The 23,129-nt window shown below is 62.7% G+C and carries 24 protein-coding genes; 18 read left to right on the top strand and 6 right to left on the bottom strand.

Going from position 1 to position 23,129, the window contains the following annotated elements:
* The first annotated feature begins 23 nt into the window (after positions 1-23).
* The 5 genes from JFU57_RS16775 to pelG are packed head-to-tail and all read left to right on the top strand — an operon-like array spanning position 24 to position 5,763.
* Positions 24-542: a hypothetical protein gene (locus tag JFU57_RS16775; RefSeq protein ID WP_020300236.1), complete on the top strand. Its 519-nt coding sequence runs from the start codon at positions 24-26 to the stop codon at positions 540-542.
* A 5-nt stretch (positions 543-547) separates the two neighbouring features.
* The gene (locus JFU57_RS16780) at positions 548-1,915 is read left to right on the top strand and encodes a PelD GGDEF domain-containing protein (protein WP_078471060.1); all 1,368 of its coding nucleotides are present in this window, start codon (positions 548-550) and stop codon (positions 1,913-1,915) included.
* Complete coding sequence (locus JFU57_RS16785; protein ID WP_201130091.1) at positions 1,893-2,882, top strand: HEAT repeat domain-containing protein; 990 nt, start codon at positions 1,893-1,895, stop codon at positions 2,880-2,882. Before JFU57_RS16780 ends, JFU57_RS16785 begins: the two co-directional genes overlap by 23 nt.
* Complete coding sequence (gene pelF / locus JFU57_RS16790; protein WP_201130093.1) at positions 2,879-4,393, top strand: GT4 family glycosyltransferase PelF; 1,515 nt, start codon at positions 2,879-2,881, stop codon at positions 4,391-4,393. The genes JFU57_RS16785 and pelF overlap by 4 nt, the downstream gene beginning before the upstream one ends.
* A complete protein-coding gene (gene pelG / locus JFU57_RS16795; protein ID WP_078471063.1) occupies positions 4,393-5,763 on the top strand; it encodes an exopolysaccharide Pel transporter PelG in 1,371 nt (456 codons plus the stop codon). The genes pelF and pelG overlap by 1 nt, the downstream gene beginning before the upstream one ends.
* A 74-nt stretch (positions 5,764-5,837) precedes the next feature.
* On the opposite strand, the gene JFU57_RS16800 is transcribed toward pelG, so the two are convergent.
* From JFU57_RS16800 to JFU57_RS16810, 3 genes are all read right to left on the bottom strand, one after another.
* Positions 5,838-6,476 carry a LysE family translocator gene (locus JFU57_RS16800; protein WP_078471064.1) on the bottom strand — a complete coding sequence of 213 codons (639 nt, stop codon included), beginning with the start codon at positions 6,474-6,476 and terminating at the stop codon, positions 5,838-5,840.
* Between the two features lies 1 nt (position 6,477).
* The gene (locus JFU57_RS16805) at positions 6,478-7,248 is read right to left on the bottom strand and encodes a 2OG-Fe(II) oxygenase (protein ID WP_078471065.1); all 771 of its coding nucleotides are present in this window, start codon (positions 7,246-7,248) and stop codon (positions 6,478-6,480) included.
* A 107-nt stretch (positions 7,249-7,355) separates the two neighbouring features.
* Positions 7,356-7,982, bottom strand: a complete 627-nt coding sequence (locus tag JFU57_RS16810) for a hypothetical protein (RefSeq protein ID WP_078471066.1) — start codon at positions 7,980-7,982, stop codon at positions 7,356-7,358.
* Between the two features lie 90 nt (positions 7,983-8,072).
* Here JFU57_RS16810 and JFU57_RS16815 point away from each other — a divergent pair, with 90 nt between their 5' ends.
* Positions 8,073-9,071 (top strand): LysR substrate-binding domain-containing protein, encoded by a 999-nt coding sequence (locus JFU57_RS16815; RefSeq protein ID WP_201130096.1) that lies wholly within the window; start codon positions 8,073-8,075, stop codon positions 9,069-9,071.
* Positions 9,072-9,142: 71 nt separating this feature from the next.
* On the opposite strand, the gene JFU57_RS16820 is transcribed toward JFU57_RS16815, so the two are convergent.
* Both JFU57_RS16820 and JFU57_RS16825 read right to left on the bottom strand, forming a co-directional pair.
* On the bottom strand, positions 9,143-9,550 hold the full coding sequence (locus JFU57_RS16820) for a PA2817 family protein (RefSeq protein WP_020300245.1): 408 nt from the start codon (positions 9,548-9,550) through the stop codon (positions 9,143-9,145).
* Between the two features lie 88 nt (positions 9,551-9,638).
* Positions 9,639-12,086 (bottom strand): acyl-CoA dehydrogenase, encoded by a 2,448-nt coding sequence (locus tag JFU57_RS16825; protein WP_201130098.1) that lies wholly within the window; start codon positions 12,084-12,086, stop codon positions 9,639-9,641.
* A 237-nt stretch (positions 12,087-12,323) separates the two neighbouring features.
* Here JFU57_RS16825 and JFU57_RS16830 point away from each other — a divergent pair, with 237 nt between their 5' ends.
* The 4 genes from JFU57_RS16830 to JFU57_RS16845 all read left to right on the top strand — a co-directional run bounded on the left by JFU57_RS16830 (position 12,324) and on the right by JFU57_RS16845 (position 15,489).
* Positions 12,324-12,983, top strand: a complete 660-nt coding sequence (locus tag JFU57_RS16830) for a transglutaminase-like domain-containing protein (protein ID WP_201130100.1) — start codon at positions 12,324-12,326, stop codon at positions 12,981-12,983.
* 41 nt (positions 12,984-13,024) lie between these two features.
* A complete protein-coding gene (locus tag JFU57_RS16835; RefSeq protein ID WP_078471070.1) occupies positions 13,025-13,648 on the top strand; it encodes a glutathione S-transferase family protein in 624 nt (207 codons plus the stop codon).
* A gap of 132 nt (positions 13,649-13,780) precedes the next feature.
* Positions 13,781-14,713, top strand: a complete 933-nt coding sequence (locus JFU57_RS16840; RefSeq protein WP_020300249.1) for an ABC transporter ATP-binding protein — start codon at positions 13,781-13,783, stop codon at positions 14,711-14,713.
* Positions 14,710-15,489, top strand: coding sequence for an ABC transporter permease (locus JFU57_RS16845; protein ID WP_020300250.1), 780 nt, complete (start codon positions 14,710-14,712; stop codon positions 15,487-15,489). The genes JFU57_RS16840 and JFU57_RS16845 overlap by 4 nt, the downstream gene beginning before the upstream one ends.
* A gap of 59 nt (positions 15,490-15,548) precedes the next feature.
* Here JFU57_RS16845 and JFU57_RS16850 read toward each other — a convergent pair whose 3' ends face one another.
* The gene (locus JFU57_RS16850) at positions 15,549-16,064 is read right to left on the bottom strand and encodes a DUF2062 domain-containing protein (protein WP_078471071.1); all 516 of its coding nucleotides are present in this window, start codon (positions 16,062-16,064) and stop codon (positions 15,549-15,551) included.
* 136 nt (positions 16,065-16,200) lie between these two features.
* Between JFU57_RS16850 and JFU57_RS16855 the strand changes: the two genes are divergently transcribed.
* The 8 genes from JFU57_RS16855 to murB all read left to right on the top strand — a co-directional run bounded on the left by JFU57_RS16855 (position 16,201) and on the right by murB (position 23,054).
* The gene (locus JFU57_RS16855) at positions 16,201-18,432 is read left to right on the top strand and encodes a DNA internalization-related competence protein ComEC/Rec2 (RefSeq protein WP_201130102.1); all 2,232 of its coding nucleotides are present in this window, start codon (positions 16,201-16,203) and stop codon (positions 18,430-18,432) included.
* Positions 18,433-18,534: 102 nt separating this feature from the next.
* A complete protein-coding gene (locus JFU57_RS16860; RefSeq protein ID WP_020300253.1) occupies positions 18,535-19,170 on the top strand; it encodes a MotA/TolQ/ExbB proton channel family protein in 636 nt (211 codons plus the stop codon).
* Positions 19,167-19,595 (top strand): ExbD/TolR family protein, encoded by a 429-nt coding sequence (locus JFU57_RS16865; protein ID WP_078471074.1) that lies wholly within the window; start codon positions 19,167-19,169, stop codon positions 19,593-19,595. Before JFU57_RS16860 ends, JFU57_RS16865 begins: the two co-directional genes overlap by 4 nt.
* Entirely contained in the window at positions 19,595-20,605 is a 1,011-nt protein-coding gene (gene lpxK / locus JFU57_RS16870) for a tetraacyldisaccharide 4'-kinase (protein ID WP_201130104.1), read from the top strand. Before JFU57_RS16865 ends, lpxK begins: the two co-directional genes overlap by 1 nt.
* Positions 20,606-20,627: 22 nt before the next feature.
* A complete protein-coding gene (locus JFU57_RS16875) occupies positions 20,628-20,813 on the top strand; it encodes a Trm112 family protein (RefSeq protein WP_020300256.1) in 186 nt (61 codons plus the stop codon).
* The gene (kdsB, locus tag JFU57_RS16880) at positions 20,810-21,574 is read left to right on the top strand and encodes a 3-deoxy-manno-octulosonate cytidylyltransferase (RefSeq protein ID WP_201130106.1); all 765 of its coding nucleotides are present in this window, start codon (positions 20,810-20,812) and stop codon (positions 21,572-21,574) included. The genes JFU57_RS16875 and kdsB overlap by 4 nt, the downstream gene beginning before the upstream one ends.
* Positions 21,574-22,038 (top strand): low molecular weight protein-tyrosine-phosphatase, encoded by a 465-nt coding sequence (locus JFU57_RS16885; protein ID WP_201130108.1) that lies wholly within the window; start codon positions 21,574-21,576, stop codon positions 22,036-22,038. Before kdsB ends, JFU57_RS16885 begins: the two co-directional genes overlap by 1 nt.
* Positions 22,035-23,054, top strand: a complete 1,020-nt coding sequence (gene murB, locus JFU57_RS16890) for a UDP-N-acetylmuramate dehydrogenase (RefSeq protein ID WP_201130117.1) — start codon at positions 22,035-22,037, stop codon at positions 23,052-23,054. Before JFU57_RS16885 ends, murB begins: the two co-directional genes overlap by 4 nt.
* The last annotated feature ends 75 nt before the right edge of the window (positions 23,055-23,129 follow it).

Below are 23,129 nucleotides of genomic sequence, written 5' to 3' on the forward strand. Positions count from 1 at the left end.
AATGTCTACAGGAGATAAAACCTATGCAATCAATTCGTAACCTGAGCCTGGCGCTGGCCGCCCTGCTCATGGCCGGTTGCGCCAGCTTCACCAGCGAAACCAGCCCGGGCCTGCCGCGCAATGCACAGTGGGGCATCGTGCCGATGGTCAACTACTCGCAGACGCCCCAGGCCGGTGAACGCAGCGAGCAGATTCTGCTCAGTGTGCTCAGCAGCCATGGCGTGCAGCCGCAGGTTTACCCGGTCTCGACCCAGGGCGAACAGGCGCTGATGGATGACAACGAGCGCCTGGCCGGTGCCCTGGATTGGGCCCGTGAGCAGAAGCTCGATTACGTGGTCGCCGGCAGCGTCGAGGAATGGCAGTACAAGAACGGTCTCGACGGCGAGCCGGCGGTAGGCATCAGCCTGCGCGTGCTGGAAGCCGGCACTGGTCGTGTGCTGTGGAGCAAGAGTGGCGCGCGCGCCGGCTGGTCCCGTGAAAGCCTGGCCGGCACTGCGCAAAAGGTGCTCGGCAAACTTGTTGGCGCCCTTCGGTTCGAGTGATCGCAATGAATTCTCCGCACATGGATTACAGCCTGGCGCCTCGCGCCAGCGGCCCGGTGTCTTGGCTGGAAACCTTCCTGGTCACCGGCCTGGCCATCGGCCTGGGGCTGTGGCTGGCCCCGAACGACCCGCTGCAGATGTTCGCGCCCTTTCCCTGGCCGGTGCTGGCGCCCTTGCTGGTCGGGGTGCGCTACGGTTTTGTCCGCGGGCTGCTCAGCGCCGGGCTGTTGGTGCTGGCGGTGTTTGTCCTGCGTCATAACGGGCTTGAAGGTTATGCCGAGATCGAACCGTCATTCATTGTCGGCGTACTGGTCTGCGGGATGCTGGTGGGCGAGGTCCGGGATCTGTGGGAGCGGCGCCTGCAGCGCTTGCAGATGGCCAACAACTATCGCCAGTACCGCCTTGACGAGTTCACCCGCTCGCACCAGATCCTCAGGGTCTCCCACGACCTGCTCGAGCAGCGTGTGGCGGGCAGTGACCAGAGCCTGCGCAGCTCCCTGCTGGGCCTGCGCGACAAACTGCGGCTGATGCCGGGGCAGGGCGATGGCCTGGCGCTGTTGGCCGATGCGGTGCTGGCGGTGTTGGGCCAGTACGGCTCGTTGCGGGTGGCCGGTTTGTACCGGGTGCATGAGAACGAAAAACAGGTGCTGCCTGAGGCCTTGGCCAGCATCGGGGTCATGGGCGCGCTGGATGTCGACGACGAGCTGATCAAATTGTGCCTGGAGCGCGGCGAGCTGGTGAGCGTGCGTCAGGAACTGATCGATGCCGGTCATTCGATGCAGTTTTCTTCGTTGCAGGCCTGCATCCCGTTGATCGACGCCGAAGACCGCCTGCTGGCGATCCTGGCGGTGCGGCAGATGCCGTTCTTCGCTTTCCAGGAGCGCACCTTGAGCTTGCTGGCGCTGTTGGCCGGGCACATCGCCGACCTGCTGCGTCGCGACCAACAGGTTCTGCAACTGGCGGATGCCGATGCGCAGCATTTCACCCAGCAGCTCAAGCGTTCGCTGGTGGATGTCGAGCAGCACGGCCTGACCGCCGGCCTGTTCGGTTTCGAAATGACCCGCGCCAACGACGAACTGGCGCGCCTGTTCGAACGTAGCCAGCGTGGGCTGGACCTGCAGTTACCGTTACTCAACAGCCGAGGCAATCGCCTGCTGCTGGTGCTCCTGCCTCTGACCAGCCCGGAAGGCGGCGAAGGTTATCTGGCCCGTATCGGCCTGATGCTGCACGAGCACTTCGGCATCGACAGCGACCTGGCCAGCCTGGGTGTGCGGGTGCTGCCTTACAGCCTGGAACCTGCCGGTGAGCGTAATGAGCTGCGTAATTTCCTGTTCAATGAGTGTGGTCTGAATGATCAGCAAGTGGCTGTTTAGCGGCGCACTGCTGCTGGAAGCGGGGAGTTGGGCCAGCCTGTGGATGGTCGCCCCGCAATGGCAGCAATTCCTGGCGTTTACCCTCAGCCATGGCCTGGCCAGCGCGCTGTTGTGCGCGGCCGTGTGGCGCCTGTTGCCGGCACGCTACCGTGCGCCGCTGCCCTGGAGCCCGCTGTTTATCTTCAGCCTGGCGTTCTTCGTGCCGGTGCTGGGCACCCTGGGCGTGGTGACGGCGATCTTCCCGGCGCTGTACCTGCCGCGCAAACGCGACAAGCAGGCCTGGCAGGCGGTGGGCATTCCCACGCTGCCATTCCGCGCCCAGGTGCAATTGCATTCGCCAACCTTCGCCGATGCCGGGCTGCAGGATGTGCTGCGCCATGCGCCGGACCCGGATCAGCGCCTGGCCGGTCTGCTGGCCACCCGGCGCATGCCCGGGCGGGACGCGGTGCCGATCCTCAAGCTGGCCCTGGGCGACCCGAGCGACGATGTGCGGCTGCTGGCGTATTCGATGCTCGACAAGCAGGAAAACGACATCAACCTGCGGATCCAGCTGGCCCTCGCGCAGTTGCCCAGCGCAAACGCGCAGGCGGCGGGAGCCTTGCATGCCACCCTGGCGCGCTGGTACTGGGAGCTGGCCTACCTGGGCCTGGCCCAGGGCAGCGTGCTCGAACACGTGTTGAACCAGGCCAGTGAACATGCCGAGCAGGGCCTGCAGGCCGGCAAGGGCGGCGAATTGTTACTGCTGGCCGGGCGCATCGCCCTGGAGCGGGGCGATATTCCACGGGCCGAAGTGCTGTTGAACCAGGCCCGCGCCAGTGACATGGATGAAGCCCAGGTGCTGCCGTTCTGTGCCGAGCTGGCCTTCGAGGCCAGGCGCTACCACGAGATCGGCGGGCTGCTGGCCCGTCTGCCGGAAGACATGCGCCAGCGTCCGCCCTTCGCGGCATTGGTCAGGAGCTGGACATGAGCCATAGCGACGACACCCCGTTGACCGATATCTGCCTGCTGCTCGAAGGCACCTGGCCGTACGTGCGCGGCGGTGTTTCCAGCTGGATCCACCAGATGATCCTCGGTTTGCCGGACCTCACCTTTTCCGTGATGTTTATCGGCGGCCAGCGCGAGGCGTACGCTGAACGACGCTACGGGATTCCGGCCAATGTGCTGCATATCGAGGAGGTGTTTCTCGAGGACGCCACGCATCTCAGCGAAAGCCGGGCCGCACCGCGAGCGGCCGACGAGCAGCAACTGTCGGACCTGTACCGCTTTCTGCATCACCCGGAGCAGCCGGCGGTCGAGCTCGGTGAGCGCCTGCTGGCGAGCATCGCCCAGGGCCAACTGACCCTGGATGATGTGCTGCGCAGCCGCGCGAGCTGGGCCACCCTCAGCGAGGGCTATCGCGAGCATTGCGCCGACCCGTCGTTCGTCAATTATTTCTGGACCCTGCGCTCGATGCAGTCGCCGCTGCTGATGCTGGCCGAAGCGTCGCGGCGCATGCCCCGGGCGCGGGTGCTGCATGCGATCTCCACCGGGTATGCGGGCATGCTGGGGTGCATTCTCAAGCAGCGCTGGAATTGCGCCTACCTGCTCAGCGAGCACGGCATCTACACCAAGGAACGCAAGATCGACCTGGCCCAGGCCAGTTGGATCGCCGAGAGTTCGGGCCAGGCGCTGAACGGCAGCCTGGATGCGGGTTCGGGTTATATCCGCACCTTGTGGGTACGGTTTTTCGAACGCATCGGGCAACTGACCTACAACAGCGCCGACCAGATCATCGCCCTGTACGACGGCAACCGCCAACGGCAGATCAAGGACGGTGCCGACCCGGCGCGGACCCAGGTGATCCCCAACGGCATCGACCTGCCGCAATGGAGCGCCGCCCTCGAGGCTCGTGCGCCGGGCATCGCCCCGGTGGTGGGGCTGATCGGCCGTGTGGTGCCGATCAAGGATGTCAAAACCTTCCTGCGGGCCATGCGCGGGGTGATCAGCGCGATGCCCGAGGCCGAGGGCTGGATTGTCGGCCCGGAAGAAGAAGACCCGGAATACGTCAGCGAATGCCGCAGCCTGATGGCCAGCCTGGGGCTGGAAGGCAAGGTGCATTTCCTCGGTTTCCAGCGCATCCAGGACATCCTGCCGCAACTGGGCCTGATGGTGTTGACCTCCATCAGCGAGGCGCAACCCCTGGTGATTCTCGAGGCCTGGGCCGCCGGGACGCCGGTGGTCAGCAGTGACGTGGGTTCGTGCCGCGAGCTGATCGAAGGCGGCAGCGCCGAAGACCGTGACCTGGGCAGCGCGGGCAAGGTGGTGGCGATTGCCGACCCCCAGGCCACCTGCGCGGCGATCCTCGAGCTGCTGCGCAGTCCGGCGAGCTGGCAGGCGGCCCAGGCCAGTGGCCTGCTGCGCGTGACCCGTTATTACACCGAGGCCTTGATGCTCAAGCGCTATCGCGAGCTGTACCAGACTGCCATGGAGAATTGCTAATGGCCGGGATCGGCTTCGAACTGCGGAAAATCCTCTCCCGGGATTCCTACACCGCCACCCTGCACGCCTATGTCTATGCCGGGCTGATCAGCTCGGGGCCCTGGGTCCTGTCGATTGTCAGTGTGATGCTGGTGGGCATCATCAGCCTCGGCCTGCTGTTGCCCGATGTGCTGGTGCGGCAGTTTCTGGTGACGGTCACTTACCTGATGGCCACCTCGCTGATCCTCACCGGCGGCTTGCAGCTGTTTTTCACCCGCTTCGTTTCCGACCGATTGTTCGAGCGGCGCTTTGAGCAGATCCTGCCCAACCTGCTGGGGGTGTTGTTGCTGGTGACCCTGGCGGCGGGAATCCTCGGGACGTTGATCCTGGCGCTGCTGTTCGATCAGCCGCTGATCTACCGGTTGCTGGTGCTGGCGAACTTCGTGGTGCTGTGCAACCTGTGGCTGGTGATCATCTTCCTGTCGGGGATGAAGGCCTATAACCGCATCCTGCTGGTGATGCTGGTGGGCTATACGCTGATGGTGGTTAGCGCCTACCTGCTGAGTTTCCTGCAGATGCCCGGGCTGCTGCTGGCGTTGTTGATTGGCCATAGCACGCTGCTGTTCCTGTTCCTGTACGACATCCTGCGCGAGTACCGCGCCGAGAAACTGATCGCCTTCGATTTCCTCGAGCGCCGCCAGGTATTCCTCAGTCTGTTGGCCACCGGCTTCTTCTATAACCTGGGAATCTGGATCGACAAGTTCATGTTCTGGTTCAACCCCGGGACCTCGGGGCAGGTGATCGGCCCGTTGCGCGCGTCGATCCTCTATGACTTGCCGATCTTTATCGCGTACCTGGCGATCATCCCCGGCATGGCGGTGTTCCTGGTGCGCATCGAAACCGACTTCGCCGAATGGTACGACCGCCTGTTCCGGGCGATTCGCGATGGCGAGACGCTGCAACACATCGGCCAGTTGAAAACCGAAATGACCTTGTCGATTCGTCAGGGGCTGCTGGAAATCTGCAAGGTGCAGGGGCTGACGGTGGTGCTGCTGTTTCTGTTTGCCCCGCGTCTGCTGGACTGGCTGGGGATCTCCAGTTACTACCTGCCGCTGTTCTACATCGACCTGGTGGGGGTGAGTATCCAGGTGGTATTCATGGCCTTGCTCAACGTGTTTTTCTACCTCGACAAGCGCACCGTGGTCCTGGAGTTGTGCGTGTTGTTCGCGGTGTTGAACGCAGTCCTGACCCTGTTCAGCCAGTACCTGGGCCCGAGTTTCTTCGGCTATGGGTTCACCCTGTCGCTGCTGGTGTGCGTGCTGCTGGGGCTGCATCGTCTTTCCAGCGCTTTGGAAGACCTGGAGTACGACACTTTCATGCTGTCGCGCTGAATCTTCAGCACACGCGGAAACCAAAAAGGCCCGTCGGCAAATATTGCCGGCGGGCCTTTTTGGTATGCGTGAGGCTACATCGACAGGATCAGGCGCCCGGCGAAAAGAATCAGGATCACCCCCATGCAGCGTTCGAACCAATGCCCCAGGCGCATGAACAACTGGCGCACGCGGGCGCTGGAAAAGAACAGTGCGACGATGATGAACCACAGCGCGTTGACCATGCACATCCACATCCCGTACAGCGCCTGAATCTTCAGCGGCGTGCTGGCGCTGATGACCGTGGTGAAAATCGCCAGGAAAAACAGCGTGGCCTTGGGGTTGGTGGCGTTGGTCAGAAAGCCGGTCATAAAGGCTTTGCCCAGCGTCTGCTGTTGCGCCGGTTCGACGCTATCGTTGCTGCCTTCGACGGCGGTCTTGGGTTTGCTGCGCAACAGGCTGATCCCCAGGTACAGGATGTAGGCCCCGCCGATCACCTTGGCCACCGTCAGCAGCCAGGGCGTGGTGTGCATCAGCGCGCCGACCCCCAGCAGGGTGTACAGCACGTGTACGGAAATACCGGCGCCAATGCCAATGGCGGTGCACAGCCCGACCATTCGCCCGAAACGCACGCTCTGGCGGATGGTCACCGCAAAGTCCGGGCCGGGGGCGACCACGGCCAGGAAGTGGATGGTCGCCAGGGCGAGGAATTCGCCTAGATAGTTGGAAAGCATTTCAACTCCAGAAAGTCAGGGGCGACGAGTTGCCGCGGTAGCCGACAAAGAACGACAGGCTCAGGCGCGGCGCAGCGATGCCGGGCGTGACCGAGTGCATGCGTCGCGAATTGAACATGATGAAATCCCCGGGCTCGGGCAGGATTTCCAGGGTCGGCGGGCCGAGCAGGGCAGGGTCGATGCCGTAGCTGTCGCCGCGCATTTCGTCGAACTGGTCGGGGGAAATGTCGTGGTCCCACATCTGCAAGGCGCCCCCGGCGTCGGGCATGTTCAGGTAGACGTTGCAAGCAAACTGCGCTTCCAGGCTGCGGGCCTGAAAGCTCTCCGGCGCGTCCTTGGCGAAGATGTCGTGGTGAGCCAGAAAGCACACGCCGGGTTTGACCACGCGCGACAGGCCGACGTACATCTTGCGTCCGTAGAGGTTCTCCAGGTGGGCGCCGGCGGGCCAGGATTCGTCGAGCATGCAGCGCAGGGTGTCGACGGGGGAGGCGAAGGGCGCGCAGCGATTGCGCAGTTCGGTGATGTTGGAGGTGGCGCGCTCGAAGTAGTCCTCGATCAGCAGCGGCTGGTTTTCCGCTTCGTAGAACGCCATGCCGATGCGCCCGATGCTGGGGGCATTGATATAGCCTTCGAAGCCGGGGGCGAGAATCTTATCGCCCAGTTCGATCGCCTGGGGCTGGCCCAGGAAGTTTTTCAGCCTCAGGGCGAGCACTTCCTCGTTGGCCAGTTTTTTTATGCACGTTTCATCGAGCCGCTCGACGTCAAGCATCATGTCCTAGATCCCTCTATTAGATAGTCCTGGGGACCGCGCACGCGCAATCCCCCCTTGCTTCAGGCGATGAGTCGCGCGTGATGTCTGCAGCGACATCGCTGAATGAGTCAGTCCACGCTGTAGTGAACCGAGAGCGTTCCCTTCTTGTTGGAAAGGGAAGCGATATTGACTGTGCCCAACTCCTGTAGGCGCTTGACATGAGTGCCGCCGCATCCGTAGGCAGGCAACTCGCCGAAGCCGATTTCCCGCGAGCCTTCGCGTAGGGAAATCAGGCGTGGCAGGTCATTGTCGATCCATTGTTCGAGGGCGTGCTGAATGGTCGCGGTGTCGAAATCCTGAGGGTTTTCCCCGGGTTTGAATGACACCCGACCTTCGCCCGGCCAGTGGTGGGCCTTGGTCGGTATCCAGCCCAGGGTTTCGGCGAAGTGGCCGATCAGGTGGCCGGCCGAGTGCATCCGGGTATTGAATTGGCGTCGCTGGGGGTCGACCTGGATCTGAATCATCCCCGGTTTCACCGGCTGGTCGACGTAATGCACGATGCGCTCCGGTTCCTGGACTACTTTCAGTACCTGGCTTTCGCCGATCCAGCCGGTGTCGCAGGGTTGTCCGCCGCCTTGAGGGTGGAAAAGGGTGGCGCGCAGCACGACCGCAAAGTGGTCCTCGTGAGCGCTGCACTCGAGAACTTCCACGTTGGCCTTGAGTTCATCGCTGTGGAAGAAGAGGCGAAGCGTCATATTCCCGGCTCTTATTAAAATTGAATTTTTAATTATATGAAGGGGCTGATTGCGTGATAATCCATTCAAACATCAAAGGACTGTTGCGTTGTGAGCATAAATCTTCCGCTGCCGCTGCTGGGTGAAATGGCGATTTTCGTCAAAGTCGTGGAGACCGGAAGCTTCTCGGAAGCCTCGCGGCAACTGGGCTCGTCGCCCTCGGCGGTGAGCCGCAGCATCTCCCGTCTGGAAAAGGCCCTGGCCACGCGTTTGCTACAACGCACCACGCGCAAGCTGCGTTTGAGCGAAGGTGGAGAGGAGGTGTTCAAGCGTTGCAGCGAGATGGTCAGCGCCGCCAAGTCAGTGATGGAGATCAGCGGCCAGTTCACCCACGAGGCCGAAGGATTGGTGCGCATCAGCGTGCCCAAGGCCGTGGGGCGGTTTGTCGTGCACCCCCATATGCCGGAATTTCTGCGCCGTTATCCCAAAGTGGATGTGGAGTTGCTGCTGGAGGATCGCAGCGTCGATCTGATCGACGATAACGTCGACCTGGCGATCCGCATCACCGATCGGCCGCCGGCGGGGCTGGTGGGGCGCCAGTTGTTGACCATCGATCACATCCTCTGCGCGACACCCCATTACCTGGCGCAGCATGGCACTCCCAGCCACCCCCATGACCTGCTCGATCACAGTTGCATCTACTTGGGAGAAACCCCGAGCGACGCCCGCTGGAAATTCAAGAAAGGCTCGAAAGCGGTGACTGTGGGCGTCCGCGGGCGCTACGCCGCCAATCACACCGGCGTGCGCCTGGGCGCGGTGCTGGAACATATCGGCATCGGCAGCCTGCCTTATTTCACCGCGCGCCATGCCCTGGCCCAGGGGCTGATCGTGCAGGTACTGCCGGACTGGACCTTCCACGCCTCCTACCACGGCGGCGCCTGGCTGCTGCATTCACCGACCCGTTATCTGCCGCCCAAGTTGCGGGTGTTTATCGACTACCTGGTGGAGTGCCTGGCCAAGGAGCCGACCTTGAGCAAGCCGGGCAAGCAGGGCGACGTGATGCGGGTTGCGGGTAAATACGAATTGCCCGAGTGCGACGGCCTGCTCTAGGGCGCCGGTTCCAGCATAAAAAAAGGCCCGCCGGGGTTACCGTGCGGGCCTTTTTAGCAAGCGATTCGGGCTCAGTGCTTGCTGTCCTGGGCGGAGAGCGCCAGCAGCTGTTTTTCCTGGTTCCAATCGAACGGCTCGTCATTCTGCTCCGCTTCGAAGCGACGCTCTTCGAGGGCCTGGTACAGGTCGATTTCTTCATCGGGCATGTAGTGCAGGCAGTCACCGGCGAAGAACCACAGCAAATCCCGCGGCACCAGGTGTGCCACTTGTGGATAACGCTGGATAACCTGGCACATCAGGTCCTGGCCCAGGTACTGGCTTTCGATCGGGTCGACCGGCAGCAGGGCACGCAGTTCGTCGAAACGTTCCAGAAACAGGGCGTGGCTTTCTTCGGGAACCTGCTCGGCTTCACCTACCGCGACCAGAATGCTGCGCAGGTGGTCAAGCAGGACAAGATGATCGGCGACGACGTTGGACATGACATAAGTCCTCAAGAGCAAAACGGGCGCGGGAGTATATAGCTCCGGCGCCCGGTTTCATAATCGCCCCGCTGCGAGGCGATCTGGCCTAGCGGATTTTCCCCTCGCTCAAGGTCAACTCTTCCTTGGCGAAATCATCCACATCAATCACACGGCGGCGCGCAGCTTCTGCGTCACGCAGGGTCTGGGCTTCCCCAGGCTGCAGGACGCCGGCTTGCAGCGCGGCGTCGATGGCATGTTCACCCGCGGCAGGTTTGACCTGGCCGCTTTTGAGCGCCTCGTGGAGTTTTTTCTGCAGCGGATGGCTGGCGCCCAGCAAGTCATAGGCGTGTTGCAGGGCACCCACCGGGTCGTCGCTCGATTGCGGGCGATAACAGCCGGCAAGCACCGCCTCCAGCGCCGGGTCACCTTTGGCCCGACCCAGGATGGCCGCGACTTCAGCGTCCAGCGTGTCCGAAGGCCCGGTGTGACGACGGCCAAAGGGAAATACCACCACTCGCAACAGGCAGCCGAGAATCCGGCTCGGGAAGTTGCTCAGCAGTTCATCCAGTGCGCGCTCGGAATGCCCCAGGCTTTCCTCCATGGCCCAGGCGAACAGCGGCTGCAGGTATTCCGGCGAGTCGAGATCGTGATATCGCTTGAGCGCCGCCGAGGCCAGGTACATATGGCTGAGCACGTCGCCCAGGCGCGCCGAGAGGCGTTCACGACGCTTCAATTCGCCCCCCAGCAGCATCATGCTCAGGTCGGCCAGCATGGCAAACGCCGCCGCCTGCCGGTTGAGGGCGCGGAAATAACCCTGGCTGAGCTTGTCGCCGGGGGCCTGTTCGAGATGCCCGAAGCCGAGGTTCAGTACCAGGGTGCTGGCGGCGTTGCTCACCGCAAACCCAATGTGGTCAAGCAGCAGGCCATCGAATTCGCGCAGCGCCTGATCCTTGTCTTCACGCCCGGCCAGGGCCATTTCCTTGAGCACGAACGGATGGCAGCGAATCGCTCCCTGGCCAAAGATCATCAGGTTGCGCGACAGGATATTCGCGCCTTCCACGGTGATGAAGATCGGTGCGCCCTGCCAGCTGCGGCCCAGGTAGTTGTTTGGGCCCATGATGATGCCCTTGCCGCCGTGCACATCCATGGCGTGGCTGATGCATTCGCGGCCGCGTTCGGTCAGGTGGTACTTGAGGATGGCCGAGAGCACCGAGGGTTTTTCCCCGAGGTCGACGGCATTGGCGGTCAGCATGCGCGCGCTGTCCATCAGCCAGGCGTTGCCGCCGATGCGCGCCAGGGCTTCCTGAATACCTTCAAAGGCGGCCAGGGGCACGTTGAACTGCTCACGCACCTGGGCGTACTGGCCGGTCACCAGGCTGGTGAACTTGGCCGCGCCGGTGCCCACCGCCGGCAGGGAGATGGAGCGCCCGACCGACAGGCAGTTCATCAGCATCATCCAGCCCTTGCCGAGCATTTCCTGGCCGCCGATCAGGAATTCGAGGGGGATGAACACATCCTTGCCCGAGTTCGGGCCATTCATGAACGCCGCGCCCAGGGGCAGGTGGCGCCGGCCGATGTCGACACCCGGGGTTTCGGTCGGGATCAACGCCAGGCTGATGCCCAGGTCTTCCTTGTCGCCCAGCAGGTGGTCCGGGTCATAGGCCTTGAAGGCCAGGCCAAGCAACGTGGCGACCGGGCCGAGGGTGATGTAGCGCTTTTCCCAGTTCAGACGCAGGCCGAGGGTTTCCTCGCCTTGCCATTGTCCTTTGCAGATCACCCCGGTATCGGGCATCGCACCGGCGTCGGAGCCGGCCAACGGGCCGGTCAGGGCGAAGCAGGGAATATCGTCGCCACGGGCCAGCCGCGGCAGGTAGTGGTTGCGTTGCTCGTCGGTGCCGTAGTGCAGCAGCAATTCGGCCGGGCCGAGGGAGTTGGGGACCATCACGGTGGAGGCGAGGTCGCCACTGCGGGTCGCCAGCTTCATCGCCACTTGCGAGTGGGCGTAGGCGGAAAAGCCCTTGCCGCCGAACTCCTTGGGAATGATCAGGGCAAAGAAGCCATGTTGCTTGATGTGGTCCCAGGCTTCAGGCGGCAGGTCCATGGATTGGCCGATCTGCCAATCGCTGACCATGGCGCAGAGCTCTTCGGTCGGGCCATCGATAAAGGCCTGTTCCTCTTCGCTCAGCTGGGCTTTGGGGTAGGCCAGCAGGGTGTCCCAATTCGGCCGCCCGCTGAACAATTCGCCGTCCCACCAGACGGTGCCGGCATCGATGGCGTCGCGTTCGGTCTGCGACATCGGTGGCAATACTTTTTGAAACCAATTGAACAGCGGCGCGCTGAAATGCTTGCGCCGCAGGTCAGGCAGCAGCAACGGCGCGGCAACGGCCGCCAGCAGCACCCAGAAAATCAGCAGCAGCCAGCCTGGCGCGTGGCTGAATGCGCCCATGGCCAACAGGTAAACGGCGACCACACCCAGGGCGGGCAGGGGGGCGATGCGCCGGTGTGCCAGATAGGCAATACCGACCACCAGAACCAGTATCCACAACAACAGCATATTTAATCCTCCGTGAAACCAGGGGCAAAATCACCCTCAGAGCTTAGTCGGCATCCGATAAAACGGGTGATCAGCGCGGTACCTTTGAATCGGTAAGAAATAGCCGACAGACAACGTCAGGCGGGTTCTTGAGTGGGGTGCAGCACACAGCGCCAGGCACTGATAATTGGCCGAAACGTCGTTATCTCTGGGCCGGATGCCTGGTTAGACTCCAGGTTTGCGCCGGAGACCAGCCTCATGCATCAGTACCTGAGCCCCAGCCGCTTCATCGATAGTGACCACCCAGCGGTGGTGGAGTTCGCCGAAACTCATCGAGGTTCCAGTCGTGACCCTCGACAGCAGGCGATAAGCCTCTACTACGCGGTTCGCGAAGCGGTGCGCTACAACCCCTACACCTTCAGTCTCGATCCCCAGACCCTGTGCGGCAGCTACGCGTTGCAGGTTGGCGAAAGCTACTGCGTGCCCAAGGCCACCCTGCTTGCCGGTTGTGCCCGGCAGTGCGCGATACCGGCGCGGATCGGCCTGGCCGACGTGCGTAATCATCTGTCGACTCCGCGCCTGCTGGAGTTGCTGCGCAGCGATGTGTTTGCCATGCACGGCTATACCGAGCTGTACCTGGAAGGCCGTTGGGTCAAGGCCACGCCTGCCTTCAACGAAGGTTTGTGCACCCTGTTCGATGTGGCGCCGCTGGAGTTCGACGGGGTGCACGACAGCGTGTTCCACCCGTTCAACCGTCAGGGCGCGCCGCTGATGGAGTATCTGGTGGACCACGGCCAGTTCCCCGATGTGCCCGAGACCTTCTTCTTTGCCCACCTGGAAAAATGCTATCCCCACCTGTTTGGCGAGCAGCAACCCCTGCTGTTGGGGGACATGCAGAGTGATTTGAGTCGCGGCTGATCCGGCGTAGACTGCTGCGCACTCACTATTTAGGAGCGGTCATGCTGAAGATCTGGGGTCGGAAAAACTCATCGAACGTCAGGAAGGCACTGTGGTGCGCCGAGGAGCTGGGGCTGAGCTACCAGGCATTGGATGCCGGCGGCGCCTTTGGTGTGGTGGACACTCCTGAATACCGGGCGATGAATCCCAACGGGCGGATTCCGTTGATCGAGGACGACGGTTTCGTGCTCTGGGAATCCAACACCATCGTGCGCTACCTGGCCGCGCGCCACGCCGCCGATTCGTCCTGGTACCCCGCTGATCCCCAGGCCCGAGCCAGCGCCGAGAAGTGGATGGACTGGACCACCTCGACCTTTGCCGAACCGTTCCGGCATCTGTTCTGGGGCGTGTTGCGCACTCCTGCGGCGGAGCAGGACTGGGTCAAGATCAACGCTGCGCTGAAAACTTGCGGTGATCTGTTGCAGGTGGTCGATCAGGCACTGGCGCAGCATCCGTACCTCTCCGGCGAGGAAATCGGTGTCGGCGATATTCCCCTCGGCAGCTTTATTTATGCCTGGTTCGAGATGCCCGTCGAGCGGCCGCAGATGCCCAATCTAGAGGCCTGGTATCAACGTTTGAAGGCGCGTCCGGCGTATCGCCTGGCGGTCATGACCGCGTTGACTTAATACTGACTATCACTACGCGTGACTGTACTTGTGCGGCGTCGCCAAGCAACATTGCCGGGTTCGACGCCGTTGTAATTGCAACGGTGCGCCCTTATTTATTCTCTTTCCCCCTTCTTGGTGCATGAATCCGATATGAGTTCCGCTCTGTCCATCCGGCAGTTAACCAAAACCTACGGCAACGGTTTCCAGGCCCTGAGTGGTATCGATCTGGACGTCGCCGAAGGTGACTTTTTTGCCTTGCTCGGCCCCAATGGCGCCGGTAAATCCACCACCATCGGCATCCTCTCGACCCTGGTGAACAAGACCAGCGGTACGGTGAACATCTTCGGCCACGACCTGGATCGTCAACCGGCCGCGCTCAAGCGCTGCATTGGCGTGGTGCCGCAGGAATTCAACTTCAACCAGTTCGAAAAGACCTTCGACATCGTCGTGACCCAGGCGGGCTACTACGGCATCCCGGCGAAAATCGCCAAGGAGCGCGCCGAGCAGTACCTGACCCAGCTTGGCCTGTGGGACAAGCGCGATGTGCCCTCACGCTCGCTGTCCGGTGGGATGAAGCGGCGCCTGATGATCGCCCGGGCCCTGGTGCACGAACCGCGGCTGTTGATTCTCGACGAACCGACGGCTGGCGTGGACATCGAGCTGCGGCGTTCGATGTGGACCTTCCTCACCGAACTGAACCAGAAAGGCATCACCATCATCCTCACCACCCATTACCTGGAAGAGGCTGAACAGCTGTGCCGCAACATCGGCATCATCGACCACGGCACCATCGTCGAGAACACCAGCATGCGTAACCTGCTAGGTCAGCTGCATGTGGAAACCTTCCTGCTCGATCTGAAAAACGACATGCAGGTGGCGCCGCAACTGATCGGTTACCCGAACCGTCTGGTCGACAGCCACACCCTCGAAGTGCAGGTCGACAAAGCCGTGGGCATCACTGCGTTGTTCGGGCAGTTGGCATTGCAGAACATCGAAGTCCTGAGCCTGCGTAATAAAACCAATCGCCTTGAGGAGTTGTTCGTGTCCCTGGTGGAGAAAAACTTGTCGAAGGTGGCGGTATGAGTTCCGAGCTGCAGCCCAACCTTGTCGCGCTCAACACCATTGTCTACCGCGAGGTGCGGCGGTTTACCCGGATCTGGCCCCAGACCCTGCTGCCGCCGGCGATCACCATGGTTCTGTACTTCGTGATCTTCGGCAATCTGATCGGTCGGCAAATCGGCGATATGGGTGGTTTCACCTATATGGAGTACATCGTGCCGGGGCTGATCATGATGTCGGTGATCACCAACTCCTACGGCAACGTGGTGTCGAGCTTCTTCGGCAGCAAGTTTCAGCGCTCCATCGAGGAACTGATGGTATCGCCGGTGTCGCCGCACACCATTCTGATCGGCTACACCTTGGGCGGCGTGCTGCGCGGGTTGATGGTCGGGGTGATCGTGACCTTGCTCTCGCTGTTCTTTACCCATTTGCAGGTGCATCACTTGGGCCTGACGATCCTGGTGGTGGTGCTGACGGCGACGATCTTCTCCCTGCTGGGCTTTATCAACGCCGTTTTTGCGCGCAACTTCGACGATATCTCGATTATCCCGACCTTCGTTCTGACGCCGCTGACGTACCTGGGCGGGGTGTTCTACTCCATTACCCTGCTGCCGCCGTTCTGGCAGACCGTGTCCCTGGCTAACCCGGTGCTGCACATGGTCAATGCCTTCCGGTACGGCATCCTGGGTGTCTCGGACATCAAGATCAGCGTGGCCATCACCTTTATGCTGGTGGCGACCGTGGTCCTGTACATCGGGTGCGCGCGGTTGCTGGTCAGCGGGCGCGGCATGCGCCAGTAGGCGTCATGGCCACGACCGTTGCATGAAAAAGGCCTCCCATGTGGAGGCCTTTTTGCATTTCAGGAGCGGCTGCGCTTGCGGCGCTTCCATTGTCGAGCCACCCACCAGCGCCAATAGAGCATCGTCAGGCAATAGGCGAGGGCGCCAAGCACCACGCCGGCCACCACTGAACCCAGCAGGAATGGTTGCCACAGGGTCGAGAGCTGGCTGCTGATCCATTCCCAGGTCAGCTCATCGGGCAAGCTGCGAGGCGGTACATTCATCAGCCAGGCGCCGAGCTGGTAAGTGCAGAAGAACACGGGAGGCATGGTGATGGGGTTGGTCAGCCACACCAGGCTGACTGCAATCGGCATATTGCCGCGCACCGTCACCGCGAGCACGGCGGCGAGCAGCATCTGCATCGGTATCGGGATAAAGGCCGCGAACAGACCCACGGCCATGGCTCGGGCCACCGAGTGCCGGTTCAGGTGCCAGAGGTTCGGGTCATGCAGCAGGGTGCCTAGAAAGCGTAAGGACTTGTGTTCCCTGATGCTGCTCGGATCGGGCATGTAACGTCTGATTAAGCGCCGGGGCATAAGGCTTCTCGGTCGGTTCGAGGGGCAAGTATGCCCGGATTCTACGAGGCGCCCATTCAGACTTTGTGACAAATGATATAGCGGTGGCGGCCGCCGCTGAGCTAAGCCAGGAGAGGGGATTCTCAAGGACTGGCTTATGCGCACAGGGATGTTGGCGCTGGCTACGGGGCTGCTGACGCTGCGTTTTCTGCCGCAGTTGCCGCCTGGCTGGCTGTTGTGGCCGATGCCGTTACTGGCATTGATGCTGTTGCCGTTTCGCAGTTATCCACTGGCTTTTTGGCTGCTTGGCTTCAGTTGGGCCTGCATCAGCGCGCAGTGGGCGTTGAATGACCGTCTGTCGCTCGAGCTCGACGGCCAGACCCGCTGGCTTGAAGGGCGGGTCAGCGGCTTGCCGCAGCAGGTGGACGGCGTGGTGCGTTTTGAGTTGGAAGAGGCCCGCTCCAGGCGTGGGCGCTTGCCGCAGCGTCTGCGCCTTGCCTGGTATGGCGGGCCGCCGATTCATGCCGGCCAGCGCTGGCGGCTGGCGGTCAAACTCAAGCGTCCGGTGGGGCTGCTCAATGTGCAAGGCTTTGACTATGAGGCGTGGTTATTTGCCCAGCGCATCGGTGCCACCGGCACGGTCAAGGACGGCCAGTTACTGCGCTCCGCCCGCGCGCCCTGGCGTGATGACCTGCGCCGGCGTCTGCTGGAAGTCGATGCCCAAGGTCGCGAAGGCGGCCTGGTGGCCCTGGTACTGGGCGACGGATCAGGTCTGACGAGGGAGGACTGGCGGGTGCTGCAGGACACCGGCACCGTGCACTTGATGGTGATTTCCGGGCAGCACATCAGCCTCCTGGCCGGGGTGATCTACGCCGCGGTTGCAGGGCTGGCACGCTACGGGCTGTGGCCGCGACGCGTGCCCTGGCTGCCGTGGGCCTGTGCGCTGGCTTTTGCCGCTGCGCTGGGTTACGGGCTGTTGGCGGGGTTCGATGTGCCGGTGCAGCGCGCTTGCGTGATGGTCGGCCTGGTATTGCTCTGGCGCCTGCGCTTTCGCCATCTGGGGGCCTGGTGGCCGCTGCTGCTGGCATTGAATGCGGTGTTGTTGTGGGAGCCGCTGGCCAGCCTGCAGCCGGGATTCTGGTTGTCTTTTGCCGCGGTGGCGGTGCTGATCTTCACCTTTGGCGGGCGATTGGGGGCGTGGCGCTGGTGGCAGGCCTGGACCCGTGCCCAATGGCTGATTGCCATCGGCCTGTGCCCCGTGTTGCTGGCGTTGGGGCTGCCTATCAGTCTCAGCGGCCCCTTGGCCAACTTGCTGGCGGTGCCCTGGGTCAGCCTGGTGGTGTTGCCGCCGGCCCTGCTCGGGACCTTGTTGCTGCCGCTGCCGCCTGTGGGCGGAGGGTTGCTGTGGTTGGCCGGTGGATTGCTCGACGGCTTGTTCTCGGCCCTGGCACTGGTGGCCGGCTACTGGCCGGCCTGGGTCGCACCGCTGATTCCGTTCTGGGCCTGGGTGATCAGCACCTTGGGCGCACTGTTGCTTTTATTGCCCAAGGGCCTGCCGATGCGCCTGCTGGGTTGGCCGATGTTGCTGCTGGCGGTGTATCCGCCGGGCAACCGGGTGCCCGAAGGACAGGTCGAAGTCTGGCAACTGGATGTCGGACAGGGCCTGGCGGTTATTCTGCGCACCCGCGATCACGCGATGTTGTACGACGCCGGCCCGCGCTTTGGCGACTTCGACTTGGGCGAACGCGTGGTGCTGCCGGCCCTGGGGCAACTGGCGATCCGACGCCTGGATCTGTTGTTGCTCAGTCATGCCGATGCCGACCACGCGGGCGGAGCCTTGGCGGTTCAGCGCGGCTTGCCCGTGGCTGAGGTCGTCAGTGGTGAGCCGGGTGCCTTGCCCGCCGGCTTGCAGGCCGGTCCTTGCGAAAGCGGACGCGGTTGGCAGTGGAATGGGGTGAACTTCAGGCTCTGGCAGGCACTCGACGGGGCGACCGGCAACCAGCGTTCCTGTGTGCTGCAAATCGAGGCCAATGGCGAGCGCCTGTTGCTGACGGGAGATATCGACACCTGGTCCGAAGCCCGATTGCTCGCCGGGCCATTGGCGGTCGCTACCGACTGGTTGCAGGCGCCGCACCATGGCAGTCGCAGTTCGTCATCCATGGCCTTGTTGCAGCAGTTGTCACCGGAGGCGGTGCTGATTTCCCGGGGCCACGGCAACAGTTTTGGCCACCCGCACCCCGAGGTGCTGGAGCGTTATCGGCGGCTCGGAAGCGAGGTGTACGACAGCGCGCGCCACGGCGCCCTGAGGCTGCAATTGGGCACTTTCAGCGCGCCGCAGGTGATGCGCGCGCAACCCAGGTTTTGGCGCCAGGCGTCAGCATCTCCTTAAATAGCCGTGAGTTATTAAAGCGTCGGAGGATGCGACATCACGGTCTTCGGTGCGCCCGGACCCTATGTTAGAGTGGCGCACTTTTTCGAGGGGGCTGTCACTGTGTGGGAATTGGTCAAATCCGGCGGCTGGATGATGTTGCCGATCATTCTGAGTTCCATCGCCGCTGTCGGCATCATCGCCGAGCGTTTGTGGACCCTGCGCGCCAGCCGTGTCACTCCGCCCCATTTGCTGGGTCAGGTATGGCGCTGGATCAAGGACAAACAACTCAATAAAGACAAGCTCAAGGAGCTGCGTGCCGATTCGCCCCTGGGGGAAATCCTCGCGGCGGGCCTGGCCAACTCCAAGCATGGTCGCGAGATCATGAAGGAATGCATCGAAGAGGCAGCGGCCCGGGTCATTCATGAACTGGAGCGCTACCTCAACGCCCTCGGCACCATCGCCGCCATGGCCCCATTGCTTGGGTTGCTGGGGACGGTACTGGGCATGATCGATATCTTCAGCTCGTTCATGGGCTCGGGCATGACCACCAACGCCGCGGTGCTGGCGGGTGGTATCTCCAAGGCGCTGATTACTACCGCGGCCGGTTTGATGGTGGGTATCCCTGCGGTGTTCTTCCACCGTTTCCTGCAACGCCGGGTCGATGAACTGGTCGTGGGCATGGAGCAGGAAGCGATCAAGCTGGTCGAAGTGGTACAGGGCGACCGTGACGTCGACATGGTCGAGGGCAAAGCGTGAAATTCCGCCGCAAACCTCGGGAAACCGTCGATATCAACCTCGCGTCATTGATCGACGTGGTGTTTATCCTGTTGCTGTTTTTCGTCGTCACCACCACGTTCACCCGCGAAACCCAATTGCGTGTCGACCTGCCCGAGGCCGTCAGCGGTTCGCCCGCTGAAGACCAGCAGATCAAGCAACTGGATATCGCCATCAGTGCCGATGGGGTGTTTTCGGTAAACAACCAATTGCTGCCGAAAAACGACCTGGCCGGCCTGATCGATGCCTTGCAGAAGGAATCGGGGGGTGACACCAATATGCCGCTGTCCATCAGTGCGGACGGCAAGACCCAGCACCAGGCGGTCATTACAGCCATGGACGCCGCCGGCAAGCTCGGTTTCAGCCATTTGCGCATGACCACCGTCGAGGCGGCACCGGCACCCTGATGGCACTTTCTGATCGCTTGCTCGCCGCCTGGTACAACGGCCATCCCGCGTTGAAGCTGCTGCAGCCCCTGGAATGGCTGTATCGACGGGTGGTGGTGCGCAAGCGCGAGCGCTTTCTGGCGGGAGAGGGGGCTGTCTACCAGCCGCCGGTGCCGTTGATCGTGGTCGGCAATATCACCGTTGGCGGCACCGGCAAGACGCCGCTGATCTTGTGGATGATTGAACACTGCCAGCGCAGCGGTTTGCGGGTTGGCGTGGTCAGCCGGGGGTATGGCGCCAAGCCGCCACAACTGCCCTGGTGCGTCACGCCCGAGCAAAGTGCGCAGGTCGCCGGTGACGAGCCGTTGCTGATTGTCCAGCGCAGCGGCGTGCCGTTGATGATTGATCCGGATCGCAGCCGTGCCGTGCAAGCGCTGCTCGCCGCCGAACCTCTGGACCTGATTCTTTCCGACGACGGCATGCAGCATTACCGCATGGCCCGTGACCTGGAGCTGGTGCTGATCGACGCCGCCCGGGGCCTGGGCAATCGCCGCTGCCTGCCGGCCGGCCCCCTGCGTGAACCGGTGGAACGCCTGCAAAGCGTCGATGCCGTGCTTTATAACGGCGCCGGTGATGATCGCGAGGATGGCTTTGCCTTTCGCCTGGAGCCCACGGCGCTGGTCAACCTGCTGACTGGCGAGCGCCGTGGGCTCGAGCATTTTGCGCCAGGCCAGGGGGTGCATGCGGTGGCGGGTATCGGCAACCCGCAACGTTTCTTCACTACCCTTGAAACGCTACACTGGCGACCCGTCCCCCATGCTTTTGCCGACCACGCCGAATACAGTGCCCAGGCCTTGAGTTTCACGCCGTCGCTGCCCGTGGTCATGACCGAAAAGGACGCGGTGAAGTGCCGCACTTTTGCGGCGGCCGACTGGTGGTACCTGGCGGTGGATGCGGTGCCGTCGCCGGCCTTCGTGGCCTGGTTCGATACCCAACTGATGCGCCTGTTGCCTGCTCGTCTTTTGCCTTAACGCTGTTATCCAGGGAATTCTCATGGACACCAAATTGCTCGATATCCTCGCCTGCCCGATCTGCAAGGGGCCGCTCAAACTCAGCGCCGACAAGACCGAGCTGATCAGCAAGGGCGCCGGCCTGGCCTTCCCGATCCGTGATGGCATTCCGGTGATGCTGGAAAGCGAAGCCCGTACCCTCAGCAACGACGAGCGCCTGGATAAATGACCACCGCCTTTACCGTTGTCATCCCCTCGCGTTATGCCTCCACCCGCTTGCCGGGCAAGCCGCTGCTCCTGATCGCCGGCAAGCCGATGATCCAGCATGTCTGGGAACAGGCCTGCAAAAGCAGCGCCGAGCGCGTGGTGGTGGCGACCGATGATGCGCGCATCCTCCAGGCCTGCCAGGCCTTTGGCGCCGAAGCCGTGCTGACCCGTGAAGACCACAACTCCGGCACCGACCGCCTGGCGGAAGTGGCTGCCCAGCTGGGTCTGGCGGCAGATGCCATCGTGGTCAACGTGCAGGGCGACGAGCCCTTGATCCCGCCTGCGGTGATTGATCAGGTGGCCGCCAACCTGGCCGCCCACACCGAGGCGCGCATGGCGACCCTGGCCGAGCCGATCGAAGACGTCGAGACCCTGTTCAACCCGAACGTGGTCAAGGTGGTCAGCGACCTCAATGGCCTGGCGCTGACCTTCAGCCGCGCCACCTTGCCCTGGGCCCGTGATGCCTTCGCCAGGAACCCCGGGCTGTTGCCGGAAGGCGTACCGTATCGGCGGCATATCGGCATCTATGCCTACCGCGCCGGCTTCCTGCATGACTTTGTCAGCTGGGGCCCGTGTTGGCTGGAAAACACCGAATCCCTGGAACAATTGCGTGCCCTGTGGCACGGCGTGCGTATCCATGTGGCCGACGCGCTGCAAGCGCCGCCACCGGGGGTGGATACCGCCGAAGACCTTGAGCGCGTTCGTCGCCTGCTGGAGGCCTGATGCGGGTTCTGTTTGTCTGCCTGGGCAACATCTGTCGCTCGCCAACCGCCGAGGGCGTGCTGCGCCACAAGCTGCTTCAGGCGGGCCTGGCCGAGCAGGTCGAAGTGGCGTCGGCCGGCACCAGCGACTGGCACGTCGGCAAGCCTCCAGATGCTCGCAGCCAGCGGGCGGCCCTGGCGCGGGGCTACGATTTGTCGGCGCAACGTGGCCAGCAGGCCCGCCGCGAAGACTTCGCCCGCTATGACCTGATCCTTGCCATGGACCAGAGCAACCTGCGCAACCTCAAGGCCCTGCAGCCAGCGGGGGCCAAGGCTGAGCTGGACTTGTTCCTGCGCCGCTACGAAGGCGCGGTGGATGAGGTGCCGGACCCGTACTACGACGGCGACCAGGGTTTCGAGCAGGTGCTGGACCTGATTGAACAGGCCTGTGACCGGCTGGTGATCGAATTGAAGGGGCGCCTATGACCTTGCAGGTGCAGGCCCGGGTTTCCCTCAAACCGTTCAACACCTTTGGCGTCGATGTGCAGGCGCAGCAGTTCGCCGAGGCCCATAACGATGCCGACGTGCGCGAGGCCCTGGCCTACTGCGCCGAACACCAGTTGCCGCTGCTGGTGATCGGCGGTGGCAGCAACCTGTTGTTGACCGCCGATATCCCGGCACTGGTGCTGCGCATGGCGACCCGTGGCCTGCGTTTGCTGAGCGACGACGGCCAGCGGGTCGTGGTTGAGGCCGAAGCCGGTGAAGCCTGGCATCCGTTTGTGTTGTGGACCTTGGGCCAGGGCCTGTCCGGTCTGGAAAACCTGAGCCTGATCCCCGGCACTGTCGGCGCCGCGCCGATGCAGAACATCGGTGCCTATGGTGTGGAGATCAAGGATGTGTTCGCCGGCCTGACCGCCCTCGATCGCCAGACCGGCGAGTTGCGCGAGTTCAGTATCGACGAGTGCGAGTTTGCCTACCGCGACAGCCTGTTCAAGCGCCAGGCCGGGCGCTGGCTGATTCTGCGCGTGCGTTTTACCTTGCAGCGAGTGGCCCATCTGCGCCTTGAATATGGCCCGGTGCGCCAGCGCCTGACCGAGCAGGGCATCGATCAGCCGACCGCCAGCGATGTCAGCAGGGCCATTTGCAGCATTCGCAGCGAAAAACTGCCGGATCCTGCGGTATTGGGCAATGCCGGCAGCTTCTTCAAAAACCCGGTGATTCCGGCGGCCCTGGCGGCCGAGATCAAGCTTGAATACCCGGGGCTGGTGGGTTATCCACAAGCCGATGGGCAGGTGAAGCTGGCCGCTGGCTGGCTGATCGAGCAAGCAGGCTGGAAGGGTTTTCGCGAGGCCGATGCCGGGGTGCATCGCCTGCAGTCGCTGGTACTGGTCAACTACGGGGCGGCCACCGGTTTGCAACTGTTGCAGTTGGCGCAAAAGATCCAGCAGGACGTTGCCCGGCGTTTCAAAGTGAACCTTGAGATGGAGCCCAACCTCTATTGAGTATCCTGGCTTGAGCTAGTCTCAATGCTTGAACCAAAGCCTTGCCTGGGTCACTCCAGGCAAGGCTTTTTTATT

The sequence above is a fragment of the Pseudomonas sp. TH07 genome (assembly GCF_016651285.1).
GTDB lineage: Bacteria > Pseudomonadota > Gammaproteobacteria > Pseudomonadales > Pseudomonadaceae > Aquipseudomonas.

Bases quoted from the DNA above. Each gene is read 5' to 3' on its own strand.
- JFU57_RS16785 (WP_201130091.1), top strand. From the start codon at position 1,893: ATGATCAGCAAGTGGCTGTTTAGCGGCGCACTGCTGCTGGAAGCGGGG.
- kdsB (WP_201130106.1), top strand. From the start codon at position 20,810: ATGACCACCGCCTTTACCGTTGTCATCCCCTCGCGTTATGCCTCCACC.
- lpxK (WP_201130104.1), top strand. From the start codon at position 19,595: ATGGCACTTTCTGATCGCTTGCTCGCCGCCTGGTACAACGGCCATCCC.
- JFU57_RS16810 (WP_078471066.1), bottom strand. From the start codon at position 7,982: ATGACGCTTCGCCTCTTCTTCCACAGCGATGAACTCAAGGCCAACGTG.
- JFU57_RS16835 (WP_078471070.1), top strand. From the start codon at position 13,025: ATGCTGAAGATCTGGGGTCGGAAAAACTCATCGAACGTCAGGAAGGCA.
- JFU57_RS16845 (WP_020300250.1), top strand. From the start codon at position 14,710: ATGAGTTCCGAGCTGCAGCCCAACCTTGTCGCGCTCAACACCATTGTC.
- JFU57_RS16885 (WP_201130108.1), top strand. From the start codon at position 21,574: ATGCGGGTTCTGTTTGTCTGCCTGGGCAACATCTGTCGCTCGCCAACC.
- JFU57_RS16850 (WP_078471071.1), bottom strand. From the start codon at position 16,064: ATGCCCCGGCGCTTAATCAGACGTTACATGCCCGATCCGAGCAGCATC.
- JFU57_RS16825 (WP_201130098.1), bottom strand. From the start codon at position 12,086: ATGCTGTTGTTGTGGATACTGGTTCTGGTGGTCGGTATTGCCTATCTG.
- JFU57_RS16855 (WP_201130102.1), top strand. From the start codon at position 16,201: ATGCGCACAGGGATGTTGGCGCTGGCTACGGGGCTGCTGACGCTGCGT.
- JFU57_RS16780 (WP_078471060.1), top strand. From the start codon at position 548: ATGAATTCTCCGCACATGGATTACAGCCTGGCGCCTCGCGCCAGCGGC.
- pelG (WP_078471063.1), top strand. From the start codon at position 4,393: ATGGCCGGGATCGGCTTCGAACTGCGGAAAATCCTCTCCCGGGATTCC.
- pelF (WP_201130093.1), top strand. From the start codon at position 2,879: ATGAGCCATAGCGACGACACCCCGTTGACCGATATCTGCCTGCTGCTC.
- JFU57_RS16775 (WP_020300236.1), top strand. From the start codon at position 24: ATGCAATCAATTCGTAACCTGAGCCTGGCGCTGGCCGCCCTGCTCATG.
- JFU57_RS16820 (WP_020300245.1), bottom strand. From the start codon at position 9,550: ATGTCCAACGTCGTCGCCGATCATCTTGTCCTGCTTGACCACCTGCGC.
- JFU57_RS16875 (WP_020300256.1), top strand. From the start codon at position 20,628: ATGGACACCAAATTGCTCGATATCCTCGCCTGCCCGATCTGCAAGGGG.
- murB (WP_201130117.1), top strand. From the start codon at position 22,035: ATGACCTTGCAGGTGCAGGCCCGGGTTTCCCTCAAACCGTTCAACACC.
- JFU57_RS16830 (WP_201130100.1), top strand. From the start codon at position 12,324: ATGCATCAGTACCTGAGCCCCAGCCGCTTCATCGATAGTGACCACCCA.
- JFU57_RS16800 (WP_078471064.1), bottom strand. From the start codon at position 6,476: ATGCTTTCCAACTATCTAGGCGAATTCCTCGCCCTGGCGACCATCCAC.
- JFU57_RS16840 (WP_020300249.1), top strand. From the start codon at position 13,781: ATGAGTTCCGCTCTGTCCATCCGGCAGTTAACCAAAACCTACGGCAAC.
- JFU57_RS16805 (WP_078471065.1), bottom strand. From the start codon at position 7,248: ATGATGCTTGACGTCGAGCGGCTCGATGAAACGTGCATAAAAAAACTG.